Raw genomic sequence first — 18,886 nt, forward strand, 5'->3', positions numbered from 1 at the left:
GCGCCAAGCCCACGACGGACGCCAAGCCGGCGGTGTTCAGAGCGGCGAAGAGGCCCTTTCCGGTCCTGTCCCTCGTCCTGCCCGACATACGCATACCTCCACTCGTGTTCTCGACACAGTGTGGCATAGGGCATGCGCCAGCTACCGTCAGCCGCGGCTGAACCGGGCCCGCAAGCAGCGCTGATTGCGTGGTTGAGCTGGGCGGCTATGAATCGGGTGAGCTTGTCGGAGCAACATCCAGCATCCGCCGGTTGGCCACGATGCCGGCCAGGGCGACGGCCATCAGGGCCGCCGACGCGGTCAGCATCATCGTGACGCTGCGTTCGAAGAGCAGGCCACCGGCCAGCGAGCCGGCCATGATGCCGACCTGGAACGCGGTGACGTAGAGCCCCGACGCGCCGTCGGGGTCGTCGGCCCCGTTGCGCATCGCGGCGGATTGCATCATCGGCGAGACCGCGGTGGCCATCGCCCCCCACAGCACGATGGCGGCGGTCCCGATCAGCGCGGTGGCCACGCCGGTCCGGCCACCGATCGCCAGGGCGGTCAGCGCCACGAAGGCCGCCGTCAACCCCGTGATGCACAGGATGATCGCGCTCTTGGGCCGGTGGTCCAGCGGCCGGGCCACCAGCGGCAGCGACAGCAGGCCGGCCAGCCCGTAGGCGGCCAGCACGAAGGCGAGGTTCGGCCCGCGCACCCCGAGCACGTTGCGGATGACCTCGACGATGTAGGTGTAGGAGACGAAATGGCCGGTGACGGCGATCATCGCCAACACGCTGACCAGGATCAGCCGCGGGTTGCGGTGGTGTCGCGACCGCGGACCCACGTGGGCGAGCTGGTCGGAGGTGAGCACCATCTCCGGCAGCATCAGGCGGGCGGCGACCGTGACGGCGGCGGCCGCGACGGTGACGCACACGACGGCCAGGCGCCAGCCCCACATCAGGCTCAGTGCCGCGGTCAGCGGGCTGCCCACCACCAGCGCCAGGCTGGTGCCGACGTAGATCGACATGGTGGCGCGCCCGGCGTGGCTGGGCGGCACCAGCCGGGTGGCGATCGGTGCGATGACCGCCCACAGCAGGCCGTGGGTGATCGCGCAGAGCACCCGCCCGGCGGCCAGCACCGCGAAACTGGGCGCCAGCGCCGAGATGACCTGTGAGGCGGTCAGGCAGCTCAGGCTGAGCATGAGCGCACGACGCCGGGGCCAATGCGCGGTCCAGCGCACCAGCGGAAACGTCGTCAGCGCCGCCACGAAGGCATACCAGGTCAGCAGCGTGCCCACCGCGAACAGGCTGACGTGCAGGTCGCGGGCGATGGCCGGCAGCGCGCCCACCGGCAGGATCTCGGCGGTGACGTAGGTGAACGCCGCGGCCGCCAGCACAGCCAACTGAGCCGCGATCCGTGGGGTCCACGTTCGCGCGGCAGCATTAATTTCGGCAGTCATGGCGTCTGTATCGGCCGGACTACCCACTTCCTGGGTTGTCGCGCCTAATGCGATCACACTGCCTTACCGTACGGACCGCAACTACGCCTCCCCCTGAATCAGGGCCGATACGCAGGTCTCAACTGCGTCACCGATCAGGAACGAACCAGCCGCGCAATCGCGGCGGAGGCCTCGTCGAGCTTGGCCTGGGCGTCCTCGCCGCCTTCGGCGACGGCGCGGGTGACGCAGTGGTTCAGGTGCTCGTCCAGCAAATTCAGGGCGACCGAGCGCAGGGCGCTGTTGACGGCGCTGACCTGGGTGAGGACGTCGATGCAGTACTTGTCCTCCTCGATCATCCGGGCGATGCCACGGACCTGGCCCTCGATCCGCCGCAGCCGTTTGGCGTAGTTGTCCTTCTGCTGCGAGTACCCGTGCTCGTCGGTCATCTGCCACCCCTGCTCACTCGGCCGCCCGTCGGCGGCATCACGCCGGACTCCAGCTTATACCCCAGCGGGGTATCACCCCGGAAATGGGCATCGCGACTGGCCAGCGCATACTTGAACAATGCCCACCACCGATCCGGCCACCACCGCCGACATCAAGCCGCGTAGTCGTGACGTCACCGACGGCCTGGAAAAGGCCGCCGCCCGGGGCATGCTGCGGGCCGTAGGCATGGGAGACGAGGACTTCGCGAAACCGCAGATCGGGGTCGCGTCGTCGTGGAACGAGATCACCCCGTGCAACCTCTCCCTGGACCGGCTCGCTAAGGCCGTCAAGGAGGGCGTGTTCTCGGCCGGCGGGTATCCCCTTGAGTTCGGCACCATCTCGGTGTCCGACGGCATCTCGATGGGCCACGAGGGCATGCACTTCTCCCTGGTGTCGCGCGAGGTGATCGCCGACAGCGTCGAGACGGTCATGCAGGCCGAGCGCCTGGACGGCTCGGTGCTGCTGGCCGGTTGCGACAAGTCGCTGCCCGGGATGCTGATGGCCGCCGCACGGCTGGACCTGGCCTCGGTGTTCCTCTACGCCGGCTCGATCCTGCCCGGCGTCGCCAAGCTGTCCGACGGCACCGAGCGCGAGGTCACCATCATCGACGCGTTCGAGGCGGTGGGTGCGTGCGCCCGGGGCCTGATGCCGCGTGAGGACGTCGACGCCATCGAGCGGGCGATCTGTCCCGGCGAGGGCGCGTGCGGCGGCATGTACACGGCCAACACGATGGCCAGCGCCGCCGAGGCGCTCGGGATGTCCCTGCCGGGCAGCGCGGCGCCGCCGGCGACCGACCGCCGCCGCGACGGGTTCGCCCGGCGCAGCGGTGCGGCCGTCGTCGAATTGCTGCGGCGCGGCATCACCGCCCGCGACATCCTGACCAAGGAGGCGTTCGAGAACGCGATCGCGGTGGTGATGGCGTTCGGCGGCTCGACCAACGCGGTGCTGCACCTGCTGGCCATCGCCCACGAGGCCGACGTCGAACTGTCGCTGGACGATTTCAGCCGGATCGGGTCGAAGGTGCCGCACCTGGCCGACGTCAAACCGTTCGGCCGCCACGTGATGTCGCACGTCGACCACATCGGCGGCGTGCCGGTGGTGATGAAGGCGCTGCTGGACGCCGGGCTGCTGCGCGGCGACTGCCTGACGGTGACCGGCGCGACCGTGGCCGAGAACCTGGCCGAGATCGCCCCGCCCGACCCGGACGGCAAGGTGCTGCGCGCGCTGAGCGACCCGATCCACCCGACCGGCGGCATCACCATCCTGCGCGGATCGCTGGCGCCCGAGGGCGCGGTGGTCAAGTCGGCCGGTTTCGATTCCGACGTGTTCGAGGGCACCGCAAGGGTTTTCGACGGCGAACGGGCCGCGCTGGACGCGCTGGAGGACGGCACCATCACCAAGGGTGACGCCGTGGTGATCCGCTACGAAGGCCCCAAGGGCGGCCCCGGCATGCGCGAGATGCTGGCCATCACCGGCGCCATCAAGGGCGCCGGCCTGGGCAAAGACGTGCTGCTGCTGACCGACGGCCGGTTCTCCGGCGGGACCACCGGCCTGTGCGTCGGCCACATCGCGCCCGAGGCGGTCGACGCCGGGCCGATCGCCTTCTTGCGGGACGGCGACCGGATCCGCCTGGACGTGGCGAACCATGTCCTCGACGTCCTGACCGATCCGGCCGAATTCGAGGCCCGCCGCAGGGATTTCACCCCGCCGGAGCCGCGCTACAAGACCGGGGTGCTGGCCAAGTACGTGAAGCTGGTCAGCTCGGCCGCGATCGGCGCGGTCTGCGGCTGATCGCCGCCCCGGGCCGCACCGAGCCGGCCCGGGACCGGCGAATTGCCTTGCTGCTGAACCGAGTTCGAGGCTACGCGTGCGTGCCCGCCGCGCGGGTGCGCATGCCGAAGTAGGTCGCGTTGAGCCCCAGGAACGTCAACAGCGCCCCCGCAACGACATTCGACCACGTCATGCCGGAGGTCAGCGTGACGCCCGGCAGGATCCACGTCGACACGATGACCCACACGCCCAACACCGGTAGCGTCCAGGTCATGCCGTGTGCACGATCGAGCGTCGTCGCGAACCCGTAGGCCAAGAACGCCACCGCAATCCCGACGATAAGGTCGGACGTGGCAAGCGATCCCGTCCCGTTGAATCCGATGATCCACGGCGACGCCGCCACGTACAGGCCCGTCAACAGGACCAGCCCGAACGTGACATGCGCGCTCATGGACTCGGCAACGCGCTCGTAGCGCGCGCGAAGAGCCAACAAATCGGGGTGGTGATCGATTGATGAATGGACTGTACTCATTTTGTGACCTTTCTGTTATGCGACAAGCCTTTTGAGCGTTGCCGCACCCATCCATCTGCCGTCCAGATTACGCCCGCGCGCCGTGGACCAGCAACGAAAATTGACGCCCCGGCAAGCCCGGGAGGTGGGGCGATTTCGGCGACCCGCGTAGCGTCTTGAGGCATGGACATCGCGGACCGGCTTCGCCTCGATGTGCCGATCGGCCAAGCCGGCATGGGTGGCGGGCTGGCGGGCGCGGCACTGGCGGGCGCCGTCGCCGCGGCGGGCGCACTCGGCACGCTGGGCATCGACACGCCACGCCGGCTACGGGCTTCGATAGATGAAGTGCGAGAACGGGCCCCGGGCCGCGCCGTCGCCGTGAACCTGCTGGTGCCCTTCGTCCATCGCCGGCACGTCGCGGTCTGTGTCGACGCCCGGGTGGACGCGGTCGTGGTGGCGTTCGGCGAAAAGCGGGGGCTCGTCGAGCACCTGCGTGAGGCGGGGATCTTCGTGTTCGTGATGGTGGGCACCGAAGCGGCGGCCCGGGCCGCGATCGCCTGTGGCGCCGATGGTTTGATCGCGCAGGGGCGCGAGGCTGGGGGCCATCTCGTCGGGACCATGCCGGCTCTGGAGTTCGTGCCGCCCGCCCTGCGCGCGGCGGGGACGCGCCCGGTGTTCGTGGCCGGTGGCATCGCCACCGCCGCCGACACGCGCGCCGCGCTGGCCGCCGGCGCCAGCGGCGTCATAGCCGGCACCCGCTTCCTGCTGACACACGAGGCCAACGCGAACCGCGCGTACCAGCGACGAATCCTGCAGGCGGACAGGACTATCGAAACCAACCTGTTCGGCCTGAGCTGGCCGTTGCGCCACCGCGTCGTGCCCAACGCTGCCACCCGCCGCTGGTGCGGCGAGGACGGGCAGGCCAGGCGGCTGCCCGCCGCCCTGAACGCGATCAGCCGACCGCTGTCGGCGCTGGGCTATTTCGACGCCGGGCCGTTGATGCGGCTGCAGTCACCGGCGCTGCCGTTTTTCACGCCGCTGGCACCGGTGGCCGGCGTGCCCGATTCCTGGCTGGACAGCGCCGCCCTGTACGCCGGCGAAACCGCCTTGCGGATAGGCGAACTCACCTCCGCCGGGCAGGCCGTGGCCGACCTGGACCCCCGCTGACGCCCTACCGCACCACGGCGAACGCGAAGCCGTCCCAGTGCTTGGCGCCCACCGTCTGGAGCACGGCCGTGTCCAGCCGCGGATCCTCACCCATCGCCTGCAGGGTTTGGCGCACCGCCTGCGCTTGAGCGTTGGACTCCGGGTCGAGGATCTGGCCCTGCCGAATCACGTTGTCTGCCACGATGATCGCGCCAGGACGGGCCAGCCGCACCGCCCAATCGAGGTAGGCGGGGTAGTTCTCTTTGTCGGCGTCGATGAAGATCAGGTCGAAGGGGCCGGTCACCGTCGGCAGCGTGTCCAGTGCGGCTCCGACGATCACCTCCACCCGGTCGGCGAGACCGGCCCGGTCCAGGTTGGCGCGCGCCACCTCGGCGTGCTTGGGCTCGTATTCGAGCGTCACCACCCGCCCTTGCGGGCCGGCGCCGCGCGCCAGCCAGATGGTGCTGAAACCGCCCAGCGTCCCGAGCTCGAGGATGTTGCGGGCACCGACGGCACCGGCGAGCAGGCTCAAGAACTTTCCCTGCTGCACCGACACCGCGATCGGCGGCAAGCCGGCGGCGCTGCTGGCCTCCAGGGCCGCGGTCAAGGACGGATCGTCGTCCACCACCGTGCTGTCCAAGAATGCGTCGACGTCTTTGGGGGTTGGTTTCTCGGTCATGGCGCCCACGCTAGCCGCGGCCGCCGACGACGGCATCGAGCGGCGGGGCGGTATCGCCCCGGTCGCGACTCCTTGCGTATACCCATGGGGGGTATATAGTGAGGGTGCGGTCGACCCGCACCGCAAGTGTCACCACAACGAGAAAAGGGTGAGTTAAATGGCAACATACGAGGCCGGCACCGAGTTGACGTGCGGTCACGAAGGCTGCGGCTGTCGCGTCCGCATCGAGGTCCCCTGCCACTGCTCGGGTTCGGGTGAGCCGTACCGCTGCACGTGCGGCGACGCGTTGACCCCCGTCAAGTAATCCGTCGGGCCGGTCGTGCGTTCGGGCGTCAGCCCGCGACACTCATCGCCCGAACGTACGGCCGGTCAGCTCGACCGTGGCGTGCAGGCACATCGCGATCGCCGACGCACCCACCGCCACCGCGTAGGAGCCCGGGTCGATCCGCCAGCGCCCGACGCCGCCGTCATAGCGGGCGAGCAGGCGCGGATCCGCCTCGAGGGTCACCCGCCGCGTTGCACCCGGCTCGAGCTCGACGCGCTCAAACCCCAGCAGCCGTAGACACGGCTTTCCGGCCGCGGCCGTCAGGTAGAGCTGCGGTACATCCGCCCCGGCACGGTCGCCGACGTTGACGACGCTGAAACTGGCGCTGACGGTCTGTTCGCCACCGATCACCAGGTCACGGTAGTCAAACCTGGTGTAGGACAAGCCATGACCGAAAGCGAACATCGGGTCGTGGCCACACCGGGCAAACCAGCGGTAGCCGACGTCGGCCCCTTCGAAGTAGTCGATCGTGGTCGGCGTCCCCCACGGTTCCCCCGCGCCGGGCAACTGCGGGCGCGGCGTCTGGGCCAGATCGGCCGGGAAGGTGATCGGCAGCCGGCCCGAGGGATTCACCTTGCCGCTCAGGATCTCCGCGATGGCACGAGCGCCGGCCTGGCCCGGAAACCATGCTTGCACAATGGCATTCACCGAGCCCCGCCACGGCATGTCAGCCGGATTGCCGGTCTGCAGAACCACCACGGTGTTGGGGTTGGCGGCCGACACCGCCGTGATCAGCTCGTCCTGGCCCCACGGCAGCGAGAGGTCGGCGATGTCGAACCCTTCGCCCTCGGCGCGCACGGCGAATACGATGGCGATGTCGGCCGCCGCCGCCGCGCGCACCGCCTCGGCGCGGCTGATGCCGGGATCGAACTCTATCTGCGCGTGCGGCAGCCGCTTTCGCAATTCTTCCAGCGGGCTCGACGGCAACAGGTACAGGTTGCGCAGCGCGGCCTCCAGGCCCGGGCCGCCGATGGGCACCACGCCCGCGTAACCGCCCGCCGGGACGACGGTGCTCGAACCGTAGCCGGCCGGCACACCCAGGTGCGCAAACCCGCCGATGACGGCGATGCGCGCGTTCGACTCGGCCGCCACCGGCAACAGCCCGCGGTTGGTCAGCAGCACCGTTCCCTGGCGCGCTATGCGCAGCGCAACCTCGTTGTGCGCGGCCAGATCCGGCGCCGGGGCCGTATCGGTGCGCTCGGCTCCGACGGCGAACATGGATCGCAGGATCCGGCGGACCATGTCCGACAGGCGTTGCCTGGGCAGCCTGCCGTCGGCGTAGGCGTCGCGCAGCGGCGCACCGAAGGACTCGGCCTGCCACAGCAGCGCGTCGATCTGGGCCCCGCACTCCTGGTCCAGACCGGCCAGGGCGCACTCCCAGCTGGGCGTGGCGCCCCAATCGGACATGACCCAACCCCGGTACGCCCAGGCGCCCTTGAGCACGTCGTTGATCAAGGCGGAGTTGGCCGCGGCGTAGTCACCGTTGACCTTGTTGTAGGCGGTCATCACGGCGCCGGGCTGTGCGCGCTCGATCGTCAATTCGAAAGCCAGCAGGTCGGATTCGCGGTGTGCGTCGGGGTCGATGACGGCGTTCAGGAAGTGCCGATTGGTTTCGTTGCAGTTCAGCGAGTAATGCTTGACCGTCGAGATGACGCCGTGTTGCTGGATGCCGCGGATCGACTCGGCGGCGATGGTGGCGGTCAACAGCGGGTCCTCGGAAAGGTATTCGAAGTTGCGGCCGTTGCGCGGGTCGCGGGCCAGGTTCATCGCGCCGGCCAGTTGCACGTTGAACCCGCGGCTGCGGGCTTCGCTGCCGATCACGTCGCCGGCGGCCCGGGCCAGCGGCGGGTCGAAGGCCGCGGCCAGCGCCAGTCCGGCGGGCAGCGCGGTGGCCGTGTCACCCGGGCGATAGCCGGGATTGGTGACGCCCAGCCCGGCATCGCTCATCAGCAACGCGGGCACCCCGAGGCGGGGAACGCCGGGCACGTATCCCGCGCACATCGGCGCGTTAGCGGGGATGCGCTCGTCACGCACCGGCCACATGTCGCCGGCCCCCATCACCGAGACCAGCAGCGCGAACCGCTCGTCGTCGGTCATCCGGGCTTCGACCTCGCGCGCCCGCGCGTCGGGATCGGGCCGGCTCACCGCACGCCCTCTTTGGCGTAGACGACGCGCAGCACGTGCCCCAGTTCCGGTCCCATCACCAGCTCCGTCAACTCACAGATCGTCGCCACGAACTCGGGGCCGTGCGGCGGCTCGGCCTGGCACAAATGATGCGCCACTTCGTGCAGCATCACCAGCTCGCGCAGCGCCCAGTCGGCGGTGTCACGATCGGGCACCGCGATAACGCCTGTGCCGTCACGGTTTTCGTAGTGCGCGGCGGTGGCGGCCCGTCGCGCACGGACCCGCAGCGGCGACACACCCGGCCACCGTTGCCGCACCGCCGCCAGCCCCAGCACGTCGTCCACATAGCGCTGCGCGGACTCCACCGAGCCGAAACGCCCCTCCGGCGGCAGCGTCAATTGCGTGCCGAAGAACTCCACCACCGGGGTGCCATGCTGGGCGGCACGGTCGAACAGCGTCCGGACGAACTCCTCAGCCGCATAAACCTTGGAGCGTTGAGAATCCCGCGGTGGGGGCTTCCCCGCGCTCACCCGCTCAGCGCGCTCCGCGCCCCGGGCAGTTCGGGGCTGTTGCCGAGCCGCGCTCGCTTGCCCGCCCGGTCGCCCGCGCGTCGCGCCGCCGACGAATACCCCGCCGACGCCCGGCTGGCCTGCCAGGTGCCCCGCGCCTTCGACGCGCCGCGGTAGTAGTCCACCAGCTCGACTTCCTTGTCCCGCAAGGCAATGGCGGTGCCCGGCGACCGGCGGCGATCCTTGGTGGCTTCCTGGCGGGCCTGGTCGCGGGCCTCGGTGAGCCGCTGGCCGACCCGCGCCCCGAAGGCCAGCTGGAAGTTGAGTCGGGCGGTGATCGTCGGCGTGGGACGATGCGCACCCGAGGCCAGGTAGGCGTCCGAGGCACGGACCATCTGCACCACCAGGCTGGCGTACAGGGCGTGGCTGGCGTCGATGTCCTCGACGAACCCGTAGGCGTACACGAACGTCGAATTCGAGGCCACGTCACAGCGCACGTCGTTGGCCGCGGCGATCAGCACGAACAGCTGCACGTAGGTGCGTAGCCCCTTGGTGCCCGCCGCCCCGATGGTGATCGTGCGCTGCGTCGGCGCCTGCGCCGCCGACCGCTGGGCCGAATGCGAGCGTGCCACCGCCAGGTCGATGGACGCGGCCGTCGCGAGCCGCTGCGCGGCGGACATGAACGCATCGGCTTCGTGGCTGTTGTCGGTGCCTTCGGCCTGACGCAGCAGCGCGGCAATGCGCGACAGCATTTTGTCGTCACTCACGGCGACGCTCCTCCCCATCGCTTGGCTCTGTCGCCAAAGTACGGGAGCCGGCTGACACGCCCCGCCTCACAGCCGAGCGGTGATCCAGGAGACCACATCGTCGAGCACCTGCTCGCGCTCGGGCTCGTTGAAAACCTCGTGGTAGAGCCCCGGATAGATTTTCAGCTCCACGTCAGCAGATCCCACGCACTCCACCAGGCGACGGCTGCCGGCGACGGCGACCAACCGGTCCTGTTCCCCGTGCACCACCAGCAGCGGCGCCGTCAGGGCCGGCGCCCGCTGCGGCATCGTCTCGCCGACCAGCAGCAGCGCGCGGCCGATGCCGGCCGGCACCTTGCCGTGGTACACCAGCGGGTCCTCTTTGTAGGCGGCCACCACCGCGGGGTCCCGGGAGATGGCGTCGACGTCGAGTTCTTGGGCCGGCAGTCCGGGCACGACGGCGCCGAGCACTTTGGCGGCCAGCCCGAGCAGCGGCGACACCTGATCCTGGGCCGCCACCGCGGGACCCGACAGCACCATCAGGTCGTAGTTGTCCGGGCGTTCGACGCCATAGGCGAACACGATTCCGCCGCCCATGCTGTGCCCCAGCACGATGCACTTGAGCCCGTGGTGTTCCCGGGTGGCGATACCGACCAGGGTGTCGAAGTCGGCGGTGTACTCGTGGATGTCACGCACCAGCACTCGCTTACCGCCCGAGCGGCCGTGCCCACGATGGTCCAGCGCGTAGGTGACCAGGCCCGCCTCGCCGAAGCGCTTCGCGACGTGGTCGTAGCGGCGGGCGTACTCCCCGAGACCGTGTGAGAGCACCAGGACCGCGCGCGGTGCGGTCTCGGGCGTCCAGACGTCGTAGACGATGCGCACGCCGCCGTACCCGTCGAAACTGCGTTCGCTGCGGTTCACTCGGGGGTCCTAGTCATTACGGGCAGCGTAATGGCTGCTGATGTGGGCCGCGCGCCCCGACACTGCGTAGGCTCATGCGGATGAGCCTTCTCGCGCAGAACTCTGAAGGTGACCCGGTGGCCAACGCAGATTTCTCGGCGCACGCCGAACCGTACCGGCGCGAACTGCTGACCCACTGCTACCGCATGACCGGGTCGCTGCACGACGCGGAGGACCTGGTGCAAGAGACCTTGCTGCGGGCCTGGAAGGCGTACGACCGTTTCGAAGGCAAGTCCTCGATCCGGACCTGGCTGCATCGCATCGCCACCAACACCTGTCTGAGCGCGCTGGAGGGACGCCAGCGCAGGCCGTTGCCGGTCGGGTTGGGCGCGCCCAGCTCGGACCCGACCGCCGAGCTGGTGGAGCGCCGTGAGGTGCCGTGGCTGGAGCCGCTGCCGTCGCTGACCGAGCATCCGGCCGACCCGTCGGTCGTGGTCGGGTCGCGCGAGTCGGTACGGCTGGCGTTTGTCGCTGCGCTGCAACACCTTCCACCCCGGCAGCGGGCGGTGCTGCTGCTGCGTGACGTGCTGGGCTGGCGCTCGGCCGAGGTGGCCGAGGCGGTCGGCACCACCACAACCGCCGTCAACAGCCTGCTGCAGCGGGCCCGGTCCCAGCTGGAGGCCGTCGGGCCCAGCGCCGAAGACCCACTGGTGCAACCGGATTCGCCCGAAGCCCAGGACCTGCTGGCGCGCTACATCGCGGCGTTCGAGACCTATGACATCGATCGGCTGGTCGAGCTGTTCACCGCGGAGGCCGTCTGGGAGATGCCGCCGTACACCGGCTGGTACCAGGGGCCGCGGGCCATCGTCACCCTCATCCACCAGCAGTGCCCGGCGGAGGGCAGCGGGGACATGCGCATGCTGCCGCTGGTCGCCAACGGCCAGCTTGCCGCGGCTATGTACATGCGCGCCGGCGACGTCCACGTCCCGTTCCAGCTGCACGTGCTGGATGTGCAGGGCGGGAAGGTATCCCACGTGGTGGCGTTCCTCGACGACGCCTTGTTCGCGAAATTCGGGCTGCCCGCTTCGCTGTCCGCGGGCCAGAGCTGACAGGACCGCCGCGATGACGAACGCCACCCAGGTGACGCCCATCCCCGGAAAGCCGGCGCTGCTGCTGAGCGCTTTCGACCTCGCCGACGTGGGCTACACCGTCGAGGAGTTCTTCGTCTGCGCCACGGCGTCCTGCTACGCCCCGGCAGGTGAACCGGCCCCCGACGGCCGATGGGACGTAACCCCCTCGGGCTCCGCCGATTACACGACCCGCATCGTGGCGCTGACGCCGACCGATTCGGCCCGGTTCAACGGGACGGTCCTCGTCGAGTGGCTCAACGTCAGCGGTGGCATCGACGCCGCCGCGGTGTGGATGATGGCGCACCGCGAAATCATCCGCGGCGGTTACGCCTACGTCGCGGTGTCGGCCCAGCGGGTGGGAGTCGAGGGCGGCGACAACATGCTGGGTGCTGACATGTCGCTGAAAAGCCAGGACCCGCAACGATACGCGGACCTGCAGCACCCCGGCGACGCGTTCGCCTACGACATCTTCGCCCAGGTCGGCGGACTGCTCAGAAGCGGTGAACACGGCGCCGTCCTGCGCGGCCTGCCCGCCCGGCGCGTGATCGCGGTGGGCGAATCGCAATCCGCGATGTTCCTCACCACCTACATCAACGCCGTCGACCCGCTGACCCCCGGCTACGACGGCTTCCTGGTGCACTCCCGGTTCGGCCCGGCCGCACCCCTGGACGGCGGCTCGATCTTCGCCGAATCCGTTGCACGGCAGGCGGTCCCGTTCCGTCCGGACCTGCGCGTTCCGTTGCTCGCGGTCATCACCGAGACCGACGTCTTCGGCGGCCCACGCGACGGCTACTACTTCGCCAGGCAGCCGGACAACGAACGGCTGCGGGTCTGGGAGATCGCCGGGGCCGCCCACGCCGACAACTACACGATTCAGGTGGCGTTCATCGACAGCGGCTCGGCACCGCTGGAGGCGATCGTGGCCGGCTACGCGCCGACCGACGTGTTGATGGGCCAGCAACTCGCGCACTACATCAACTTCGGCCCCCAGCATCACTACGTGGTGCAGGCGGCGCTCGCGGCGCTGAACGCCTGGGTCGCCACCGGCGAGCCGGCCCCCCACGCCGATCCGCTCGAGGTTCGGGAAAGCGCCGGGCCGCAACCGGTTCTGGACGGCAACGGCCTGGCCCGCGGTGGCATCAGGACCCCGTGGGTGGACGTGCCGACCGCCAGGACGTCGGGTCTGGGCGGCCAGGAGAGCATCATGTCGGCGATCTTCGGCTCCGGGGAACCCTTCGACGCCAACACGATTCGGCGGCTCTACCCGGGTGGGCGCGCGCAGTATCTGGATAGCTTCACCGCGGCCCTCGACGCGGCGATCGGCTCCGGGTTCATCCTGGCGGCCGATCGCGCCGAGATTCTGCAGCTCGCCGCCGCGACGTATCCCGGCGAGCCGGGCTAGGTAAGATCGCCCGGCTCCTCACTCGCGCCGTTCCGGCGCTCACCGTCGCCGGGCTAGAACAACCGGCTGTCCGGCGGCGGACCCGGCACCGGGCGCAGCAGTCCGGCGCCGGTGATCAGCGGCAAATCCAGCGCGGACAGCAGCCCGGGCGGAGCCGCGCACACCGCGGGGATGGCGTTGACCATCCGCGACGCGCCGGCGATGCGGGCACCCAGGTCATGGTCGGCGTCCTCGGCCATCTCGAACTCGCACCGCATGCTCGGGGAGCCCTCGATCTCCACCCGGTACAGGCCGCGTCCGGACGCCTGCCCGTAGCCGAGGTCCTTCGGCGGGATCGAGATGTGCGGCTGCGGCCAGTCCGGGGCGATGTCGTCACGCATGCGGGTCACGTGGTCGAGCACGAACGTCGGCTTCCCGTCGACGTACCCGGTGAGCGTCGAGCGCATCGCGGCGATGGTCCCGGCCGCGATGTGACCGGTGGGCGTGTCGAAGGATTCGGGGGACGGCACGCGCTCGTTGCTCTCCACGATGTCGTCGATCTTGACGCCCAGCCCGGCCGCCAGCTGGTGCAGCACCGGCCCCCAGCCGAAGGTGAACATTCCCGGCTGCGCCGCGAACGCCTGATATTCCGGCGGCTGGCCGAAACCCAGGATCTCGTAGACGGCGGCCCTGTCCGGATAGGTGGCATAGTTGAACATCTCGGTGACACGCACCGACTCGATCACCCGGGAGACTCCCGTAAGGACCAGCGGCAGAACGTCATTGGCGAAGCCGGAGTCGATACCTGTGGTGAAGAACGAAACGCCGCCGTCGAGGGCGGCTTGCCGCAGCGGAGCGGTGAAGGCGGCGTCAAGCCCGTCCGGAAAGACCAGCGGCACCACCGAACACGACACCACGTTCTTGCCCGCCCGCAGGATCGACACCATGTCCGCGACGGCCTCCAGCGGCCGCAGGTTGGCGCCGGCCGCGTACACCACCGCGTCGGCGTCCCCCGCCAGCAGGGCGGCCGGATCCTGGGTCGCCCGCACCCCGACCGGCGCGATGCCACACAGCTCTCCCGCATCGCGGCCGGCCTTCGCGTCGCTGTGCACGACGAGGTCGACCAGTTGCAGCTCCGGATGGTCGATCACCCCGCGCAGGGCGATCACGCCCATCGAACCGGGCCCCCAAACTCCCACCTTGAACACGACTATCTCCTAATATTAGGACTTATATCCTGGCATTTTGGACGGATCGTAAGGAGGTGGCGGTGGATACGTCAATGGCCGCGACCCGCGGCGACTCGGGCGCCAAGTCGCCGCCCACCGCGCGGGTGATGGATATCCTTGCCGCCCTGGCTAATTCACCGCACGGCCGGACCTCGGCCGAGCTGGCGAAGAGCTGCGCGATCAGCACTTCCACCTGCGCGCTGGTGCTGGCCGAGCTGGAACGGAGGGCCTGGGTGTCCCGGCGGGGCGATCGTCGCTACGTGCTGGGCAGCGGGCTGTTCGGACTGGTCCACGGCTTGCGGCGACAATTCCCGCTGCTCGACCGCGGGCGCGACGCGCTGCGCTTCCTGCACGACACGCTCGGCGCGGGCTGTTCGATGTCGAAAATCGGTGCCCGGCATTTGACCACGGTCGACGCGGTCGGCCACGGCACCGACGGTGAGCACGCCGTGGGGCAGCGCTTCCCCATCGACCCGCCGTTCGGTCTGGTGGCCATGGCCTGGCGTGACGACGACGCCGTCCGAGCGTGGTTGCACGGCGTGACGCCGCGGCTCACCCGCACCGAGATCGCCGAGCACCAGCGGGTGCTCGCCGATATCCGCGCCCGCGGCTACGGCGCATGGCGGTTCGACGACACCCACCGGTCGCTGCACACTCGGCTGGCCGACGTGCTGGCCTCGCTGGAGCCCACGGCCCAGGTCACCCGCCAGCTCACCACCCTGATGACGATGGTGACCCTGCAGTCGGTCACCCGCTCGCTCGAAACAGACCTCGCCACAACGGAATTCGTCGTCCTGCCGATATTCGCCCACGACGGCCAGCCCGAGTACCAGATCGAGATCCACCTGGGTCACTCGATCGGGTTGACCATGCCGGAGCTCGACGCAGCGCTTCGGCAGGCCCAAGGTCTGCTCACCGACGCGGTGACCTGACGCCGCCCACGATTAGGCTGGGGTCATGTCAGCCACCACCGAGATCAGGAGCGCGGCGAGCCGGGCCGTCACCACCACCGGATGGCTGACCTCGCGGCACTCCTTCTCCTTCGGCGACCACTACGATCCGGACAACACCCACTTCGGGCTGCTGCTGGTGAACAATGACGACATCGTCTCGCCCGGAACGGGATTCGACACCCACCCGCACCGGGACATGGAGATCGTGACCTGGGTGCTGCGCGGCGAGCTGTCGCATCACGACTCCGCCGGCAATCGCGGCGTGATCTATCCCGGTTTGGCGCAACGGATGTCGGCCGGCAGCGGGATCCTGCACTCCGAACGCAACGACTCCCCCAGCGAGCCGGTGCATTTCGTGCAGATGTGGGTGGTGCCGGATGAGGCCGGCGTCGATCCGAGCTACCAGCAGCACGAGATCGACGACAAGCTGATGGCGGGCAATCTCGTGACGATCGCCTCGGGGAGGCCCGCGCACGACGCCGCGATCACCCTGCACAACCGCAACGCCGCGCTGCACGGAACGCGGTTGCCGGCCGGGGCATCGGTGGACCTTCCGCGGGCCCCCTACCTGCACCTCTTCGTGGCCCGGGGCCAGGCCGTTATAGAGGGCATCGGGGCGGTCGACGAGGGTGATGCGGTGCGCGTCACCGACGCCGACGGCCGGCGCGTCACCGCGCGCGAGCCGGCGGAACTGCTGATCTGGGAGATGCACGCGAAGCTGGGCGACTGAGGCCGTAGAGGGTCGGCGGGCCAGCCCATAAAGTGGGCACGACAGAACAGGAGTCGGCATGCCTCACTCGCACCCGCAGCACGCGGCGCCCAACCCCAACCGGAACGTCAAGGCGGTCCGCACCGTGCGATTCTGGGCGGCTCCCCTGGTCATCACCCTGGCGCTGATGGCGGCGTTGTGCGCGCTGTATCTCGGTGGCATCTTGAACCCGACGACCAACCTGCGTCATTTCCCCATCGCGGTGGTCAACGAGGACGCCGGTCCCGGCGGCGCGCAGATCGTCGACCGGCTGGTCAATGGGTTGGACAAGAACAAGTTCGACGTCCGCGTGCTCTCCCGCGACGAGGCCCGCCGCCAGATGGACACCGGCCGCGTCTACGGCCAGGTGCTGATACCGCCGAGCTTCTCGTCGTTGCTGCGCGACTTCGCGGATAGTGCGGTCTCGCCGGCCCGCGCGGACCGCCCGTCGATCACGGTTTCCACCAATCCGAGGGCCGGCACGCTCGGCGCGAGCATCGCCGGTCAGACCCTCAGCACGGCGATGGGGATGGCCAACGGCATTGCCGGGCAACGGGTTATGGCGGAGGTGGCCGCGCAGACCGGTGGCGCACCGCTGGCCGGCGCGGCGCAGGTGGGCCTGAGTGCCCCCATCGACATCCAGTCGAACGTGTACAACCCGCTGCCGAACGGCACCGGCAACGGCCTGTCGGCCTTCTATTACGCGCTGTTGCTGTTGCTGGCCGGTTTCACCGGCAGCATCGTGGTGAGCACGCTGGTGGACGCGCTGCTCGGTTACGTGCCCGCCGAATTCGGGCCGGTGTACCGGTTCGCCGAGCAGGTCAAGATCTCCAGATTCCAGACGTTGCTGCTGAAGTGGGCCATGATGGTGCTGCTCGGGCTGCTCACCTCGGCGGTGTACCTGGCGATCGCCGACGGGCTCGGCATGCCCATCGATCACGGCTGGCGGCTTTGGGCGTTCGGCGTCTTCGCGATCGCCGCGGTGGGCATCACGTCCAGTTCGTTGCTCTCGGTGCTGGGCACGGCCGGAATGCTGGTCAGCATGCTCATCTTCGTGATCCTCGGGCTGCCGTCGGCCGGCGCGACGGTGCCGTTGGAGGCGACGCCGTCCTTCTTCCGCTGGCTGGCCGAATTCGAACCGATGCACCAGGTCTTCCTCGGGGCCCGGTCGCTGCTCTACTTCGGCGGCCGTGGCGATGCGGGGCTGACGCAGGCGTTGACGATGACGACCATCGGCGTCGTCGTCGGCCTGCTACTCGGCGGCATCGTCACTTACCTGTACGACCGCAAGGGCTTTCACCGGATCCCGGGCGCGGTCGAACTGGCCATCGCCCAGGAGCACCAGTCGAAGCACCAGACCCGCCGCGGCAAGCGCGCCGAACCGGCGGCCGCCGTGCCCATCGCTACAGAGCCATCCGGCGCCGAGCCCACCACCGCTACCCAGCCGACCGCCGGCGATCACGAAAGTCCAAGCGAGCAAGCGTAATTCGGGCGTGGCCCTATCGTCACCCCACCGTGACCTTTGTTGACAGTGTGACTTATGGGGCTGATGATGTTTATGTTGCATTAGTTCCGGGCGGAAAGGGCTACCGTGCTGACCCGACGCGCCAGCTTCCGCCGGCTGGCAGCGTCGTGCGCCGCCCTCGTCGCCTGTTTCACCCTGGCCGTCACCTCCGGGCAGCCCCTCGCCCGCGCCGCCGACGGGCGCGATCTGCTCGCCAATGCCATCGGCAGCACCCGCGGTTCCTACCTGGTCTACAACTTCGGCCCCGGCCATCCCGCGCCGATGCTCAACGCCGGCGGCAGCTGGTATGAGATGGACAACGGCGGGCACCTGATGATCATCAAGAACGCGGCGGGGCGCCTGTCCCCGCACCTGCTGGTCGACACGCATCGCGGCGATCAGGCCCGCTGCGAGAACAACCCCGGGGCGCGCACCGGCGAGGGTCTCTGGCAGGCCTCCGAGCTCTACGCACCGCTGCAGGCGTGGCAGCGCATGGGCCAGCCGACCATCGCCATCAACGCCAACTTCTTCGACGTCCGCGGGCAGAAGGGCGGCTCGTGGCGTCAGACCGGCTGCAGCTCACCGCTGGGCGCCTTCGTCGACAACACGCAGGGCCAGGGTCGCGCCAACCAGGCGGTCACCGGCACCGTCGCCTACCCCGGCAAGCAGGGTCTGTCCGGTGGCGGTGAAAGCTGGAGCGCGCTGTCGACGATGATCCTGCCGTCCGGTGGTGCGCCATATGTGGTGTGGCCCAGGACAAAGAGCGACTACGACGCCGCCACCCCGGTGGTCGCCGACCTGCTCAACAAGAACGAGAAGTTCGTCGCGGTCTCGGGCATCGGGCTGTTGGCGCCCGGCAACACCGGGCAGCTGCACGACGGCGGACCCAGCGCGGCCCGAACGGCGTTGGCGTACGCCCGGCAAAAGGACGAGATGTACATCTTCGAGGGCGGCAACTACACCCCGGACAACATGCAGGACCTGTTCCGCGGGCTGGGCAGTGACAACGCGGTGCTGCTCGACGGCGGCGGCTCGTCGGCGATCGTGCTGCGCCGCGACACCGGGGGCATGTGGGCCGGCGCCGGATCACCGCGGCGGTGATCGCCACCAGCCTGCTGATCTTCCGCTTCGGGCCGCCGGCGGCGAAAACCGAAGCGCCCGTTACTAGTTGAACGCCAGCCAGCTGGGCAGCGCCCGCTCGTGTGAATCACAGAGCACTTGCCGGGTGTCGCATGATCCCCGCGGTGATCCGGCGCCGGCCCACATGCCCCCGGTGTCGCGGCGCAGCACGATCGCCGACGAGCCGCCGCCGTCGAGCAGCACCGCGT

At 69.5% G+C, this 18,886-nt stretch carries 16 protein-coding genes and 3 pseudogenes; 9 read left to right on the forward strand and 10 right to left on the reverse strand.

Annotation, left to right across the window (positions count from 1 at the left end; translation table 11 throughout):
• Window positions 1-205: 205 nt before the first annotated feature.
• Window positions 206-1,438: an MFS transporter gene (locus A5646_RS15105; protein ID WP_066862511.1), complete on the reverse strand. Its 1,233-nt coding sequence runs from the start codon at window positions 1,436-1,438 to the stop codon at window positions 206-208.
• Window positions 1,439-1,572: 134 nt separating this feature from the next.
• The gene (locus A5646_RS15110) at window positions 1,573-1,863 is read right to left on the reverse strand and encodes a metal-sensitive transcriptional regulator (protein ID WP_066862508.1); all 291 of its coding nucleotides are present in this window, start codon (window positions 1,861-1,863) and stop codon (window positions 1,573-1,575) included.
• Between the two features lie 118 nt (window positions 1,864-1,981).
• Between A5646_RS15110 and ilvD the strand changes: the two genes are divergently transcribed.
• The gene (gene ilvD, locus A5646_RS15115; RefSeq protein WP_067022371.1) at window positions 1,982-3,694 is read left to right on the forward strand and encodes a dihydroxy-acid dehydratase; all 1,713 of its coding nucleotides are present in this window, start codon (window positions 1,982-1,984) and stop codon (window positions 3,692-3,694) included.
• A 70-nt stretch (window positions 3,695-3,764) separates the two neighbouring features.
• Here ilvD and A5646_RS15120 read toward each other — a convergent pair whose 3' ends face one another.
• Window positions 3,765-4,205, reverse strand: a complete 441-nt coding sequence (locus A5646_RS15120) for an SPW repeat protein (protein ID WP_066862502.1) — start codon at window positions 4,203-4,205, stop codon at window positions 3,765-3,767.
• A 162-nt stretch (window positions 4,206-4,367) separates the two neighbouring features.
• Between A5646_RS15120 and A5646_RS15125 the strand changes: the two genes are divergently transcribed.
• On the forward strand, window positions 4,368-5,351 hold the full coding sequence (locus A5646_RS15125; RefSeq protein ID WP_067022373.1) for a nitronate monooxygenase: 984 nt from the start codon (window positions 4,368-4,370) through the stop codon (window positions 5,349-5,351).
• A gap of 4 nt (window positions 5,352-5,355) precedes the next feature.
• Here the strand turns inward: A5646_RS15125 and A5646_RS15130 are convergent, their stop codons facing one another.
• Window positions 5,356-6,009 (reverse strand): O-methyltransferase, encoded by a 654-nt coding sequence (locus A5646_RS15130; protein ID WP_067022375.1) that lies wholly within the window; start codon window positions 6,007-6,009, stop codon window positions 5,356-5,358.
• Between the two features lie 157 nt (window positions 6,010-6,166).
• On the opposite strand from A5646_RS15130, the gene A5646_RS28150 reads away from it, so the two are divergent.
• On the forward strand, window positions 6,167-6,313 hold the full coding sequence (locus A5646_RS28150; RefSeq protein WP_067124138.1) for a metallothionein: 147 nt from the start codon (window positions 6,167-6,169) through the stop codon (window positions 6,311-6,313).
• A gap of 42 nt (window positions 6,314-6,355) precedes the next feature.
• On the opposite strand, the gene A5646_RS15135 is transcribed toward A5646_RS28150, so the two are convergent.
• The 4 genes from A5646_RS15135 to A5646_RS15150 form a co-directional block, all read right to left on the reverse strand.
• Entirely contained in the window at window positions 6,356-8,431 is a 2,076-nt protein-coding gene (locus A5646_RS15135) for a beta-glucosidase (RefSeq protein WP_067022387.1), read from the reverse strand.
• 44 nt (window positions 8,432-8,475) lie between these two features.
• Window positions 8,476-8,988: a TIGR04338 family metallohydrolase gene (locus A5646_RS15140; protein ID WP_066862492.1), complete on the reverse strand. Its 513-nt coding sequence runs from the start codon at window positions 8,986-8,988 to the stop codon at window positions 8,476-8,478.
• Window positions 8,985-9,734, reverse strand: coding sequence for a DUF2786 domain-containing protein (locus A5646_RS15145; RefSeq protein ID WP_066862489.1), 750 nt, complete (start codon window positions 9,732-9,734; stop codon window positions 8,985-8,987). The genes A5646_RS15140 and A5646_RS15145 overlap by 4 nt, the downstream gene beginning before the upstream one ends.
• Before the next feature lie 66 nt (window positions 9,735-9,800).
• A complete protein-coding gene (locus A5646_RS15150) occupies window positions 9,801-10,595 on the reverse strand; it encodes an alpha/beta hydrolase (RefSeq protein ID WP_231997748.1) in 795 nt (264 codons plus the stop codon).
• Between A5646_RS15150 and A5646_RS15155 the strand changes: the two are divergent.
• Both A5646_RS15155 and A5646_RS15160 read left to right on the forward strand, forming a co-directional pair.
• A pseudogene (locus A5646_RS15155) lies at window positions 10,588-11,722 on the forward strand (sigma-70 family RNA polymerase sigma factor). The gene A5646_RS15150 and the pseudogene A5646_RS15155 overlap by 8 nt on opposite strands.
• Before the next feature lie 13 nt (window positions 11,723-11,735).
• Window positions 11,736-13,145 (forward strand): alpha/beta hydrolase domain-containing protein, encoded by a 1,410-nt coding sequence (locus A5646_RS15160; RefSeq protein WP_067022377.1) that lies wholly within the window; start codon window positions 11,736-11,738, stop codon window positions 13,143-13,145.
• 53 nt (window positions 13,146-13,198) lie between these two features.
• On the opposite strand, the gene A5646_RS15165 is transcribed toward A5646_RS15160, so the two are convergent.
• Window positions 13,199-14,332, reverse strand: coding sequence for a dihydrodipicolinate reductase (locus A5646_RS15165; RefSeq protein WP_082984754.1), 1,134 nt, complete (start codon window positions 14,330-14,332; stop codon window positions 13,199-13,201).
• Window positions 14,333-14,460: 128 nt separating this feature from the next.
• Between A5646_RS15165 and A5646_RS15170 the strand changes: the two genes are divergently transcribed.
• The 4 genes and pseudogenes from A5646_RS15170 to A5646_RS15185 all read left to right on the forward strand — a co-directional run.
• Window positions 14,461-15,285 carry a MarR family transcriptional regulator gene (locus A5646_RS15170; RefSeq protein ID WP_369806945.1) on the forward strand — a complete coding sequence of 275 codons (825 nt, stop codon included), beginning with the start codon at window positions 14,461-14,463 and terminating at the stop codon, window positions 15,283-15,285.
• Window positions 15,286-15,310: 25 nt separating this feature from the next.
• Window positions 15,311-16,036, forward strand: coding sequence for a pirin-like bicupin family protein (locus A5646_RS15175; RefSeq protein WP_067022383.1), 726 nt, complete (start codon window positions 15,311-15,313; stop codon window positions 16,034-16,036).
• A 58-nt stretch (window positions 16,037-16,094) separates the two neighbouring features.
• Window positions 16,095-17,540 carry a YhgE/Pip domain-containing protein gene (locus tag A5646_RS15180; protein ID WP_067022385.1) on the forward strand — a complete coding sequence of 482 codons (1,446 nt, stop codon included), beginning with the start codon at window positions 16,095-16,097 and terminating at the stop codon, window positions 17,538-17,540.
• A 105-nt stretch (window positions 17,541-17,645) separates the two neighbouring features.
• Window positions 17,646-18,653: pseudogene (locus tag A5646_RS15185) on the forward strand (phosphodiester glycosidase family protein); the annotation flags it as partial.
• Between the two features lie 69 nt (window positions 18,654-18,722).
• Here the strand turns inward: A5646_RS15185 and A5646_RS29480 are convergent.
• Window positions 18,723-18,886, reverse strand: a pseudogene (locus A5646_RS29480) (hypothetical protein); the annotation flags it as partial.

The sequence above is a fragment of the Mycobacterium sp. 1245499.0 genome (assembly GCF_001673615.1).
Taxonomy (GTDB): Bacteria; Actinomycetota; Actinomycetes; order Mycobacteriales; family Mycobacteriaceae; genus Mycobacterium; species Mycobacterium europaeum_A.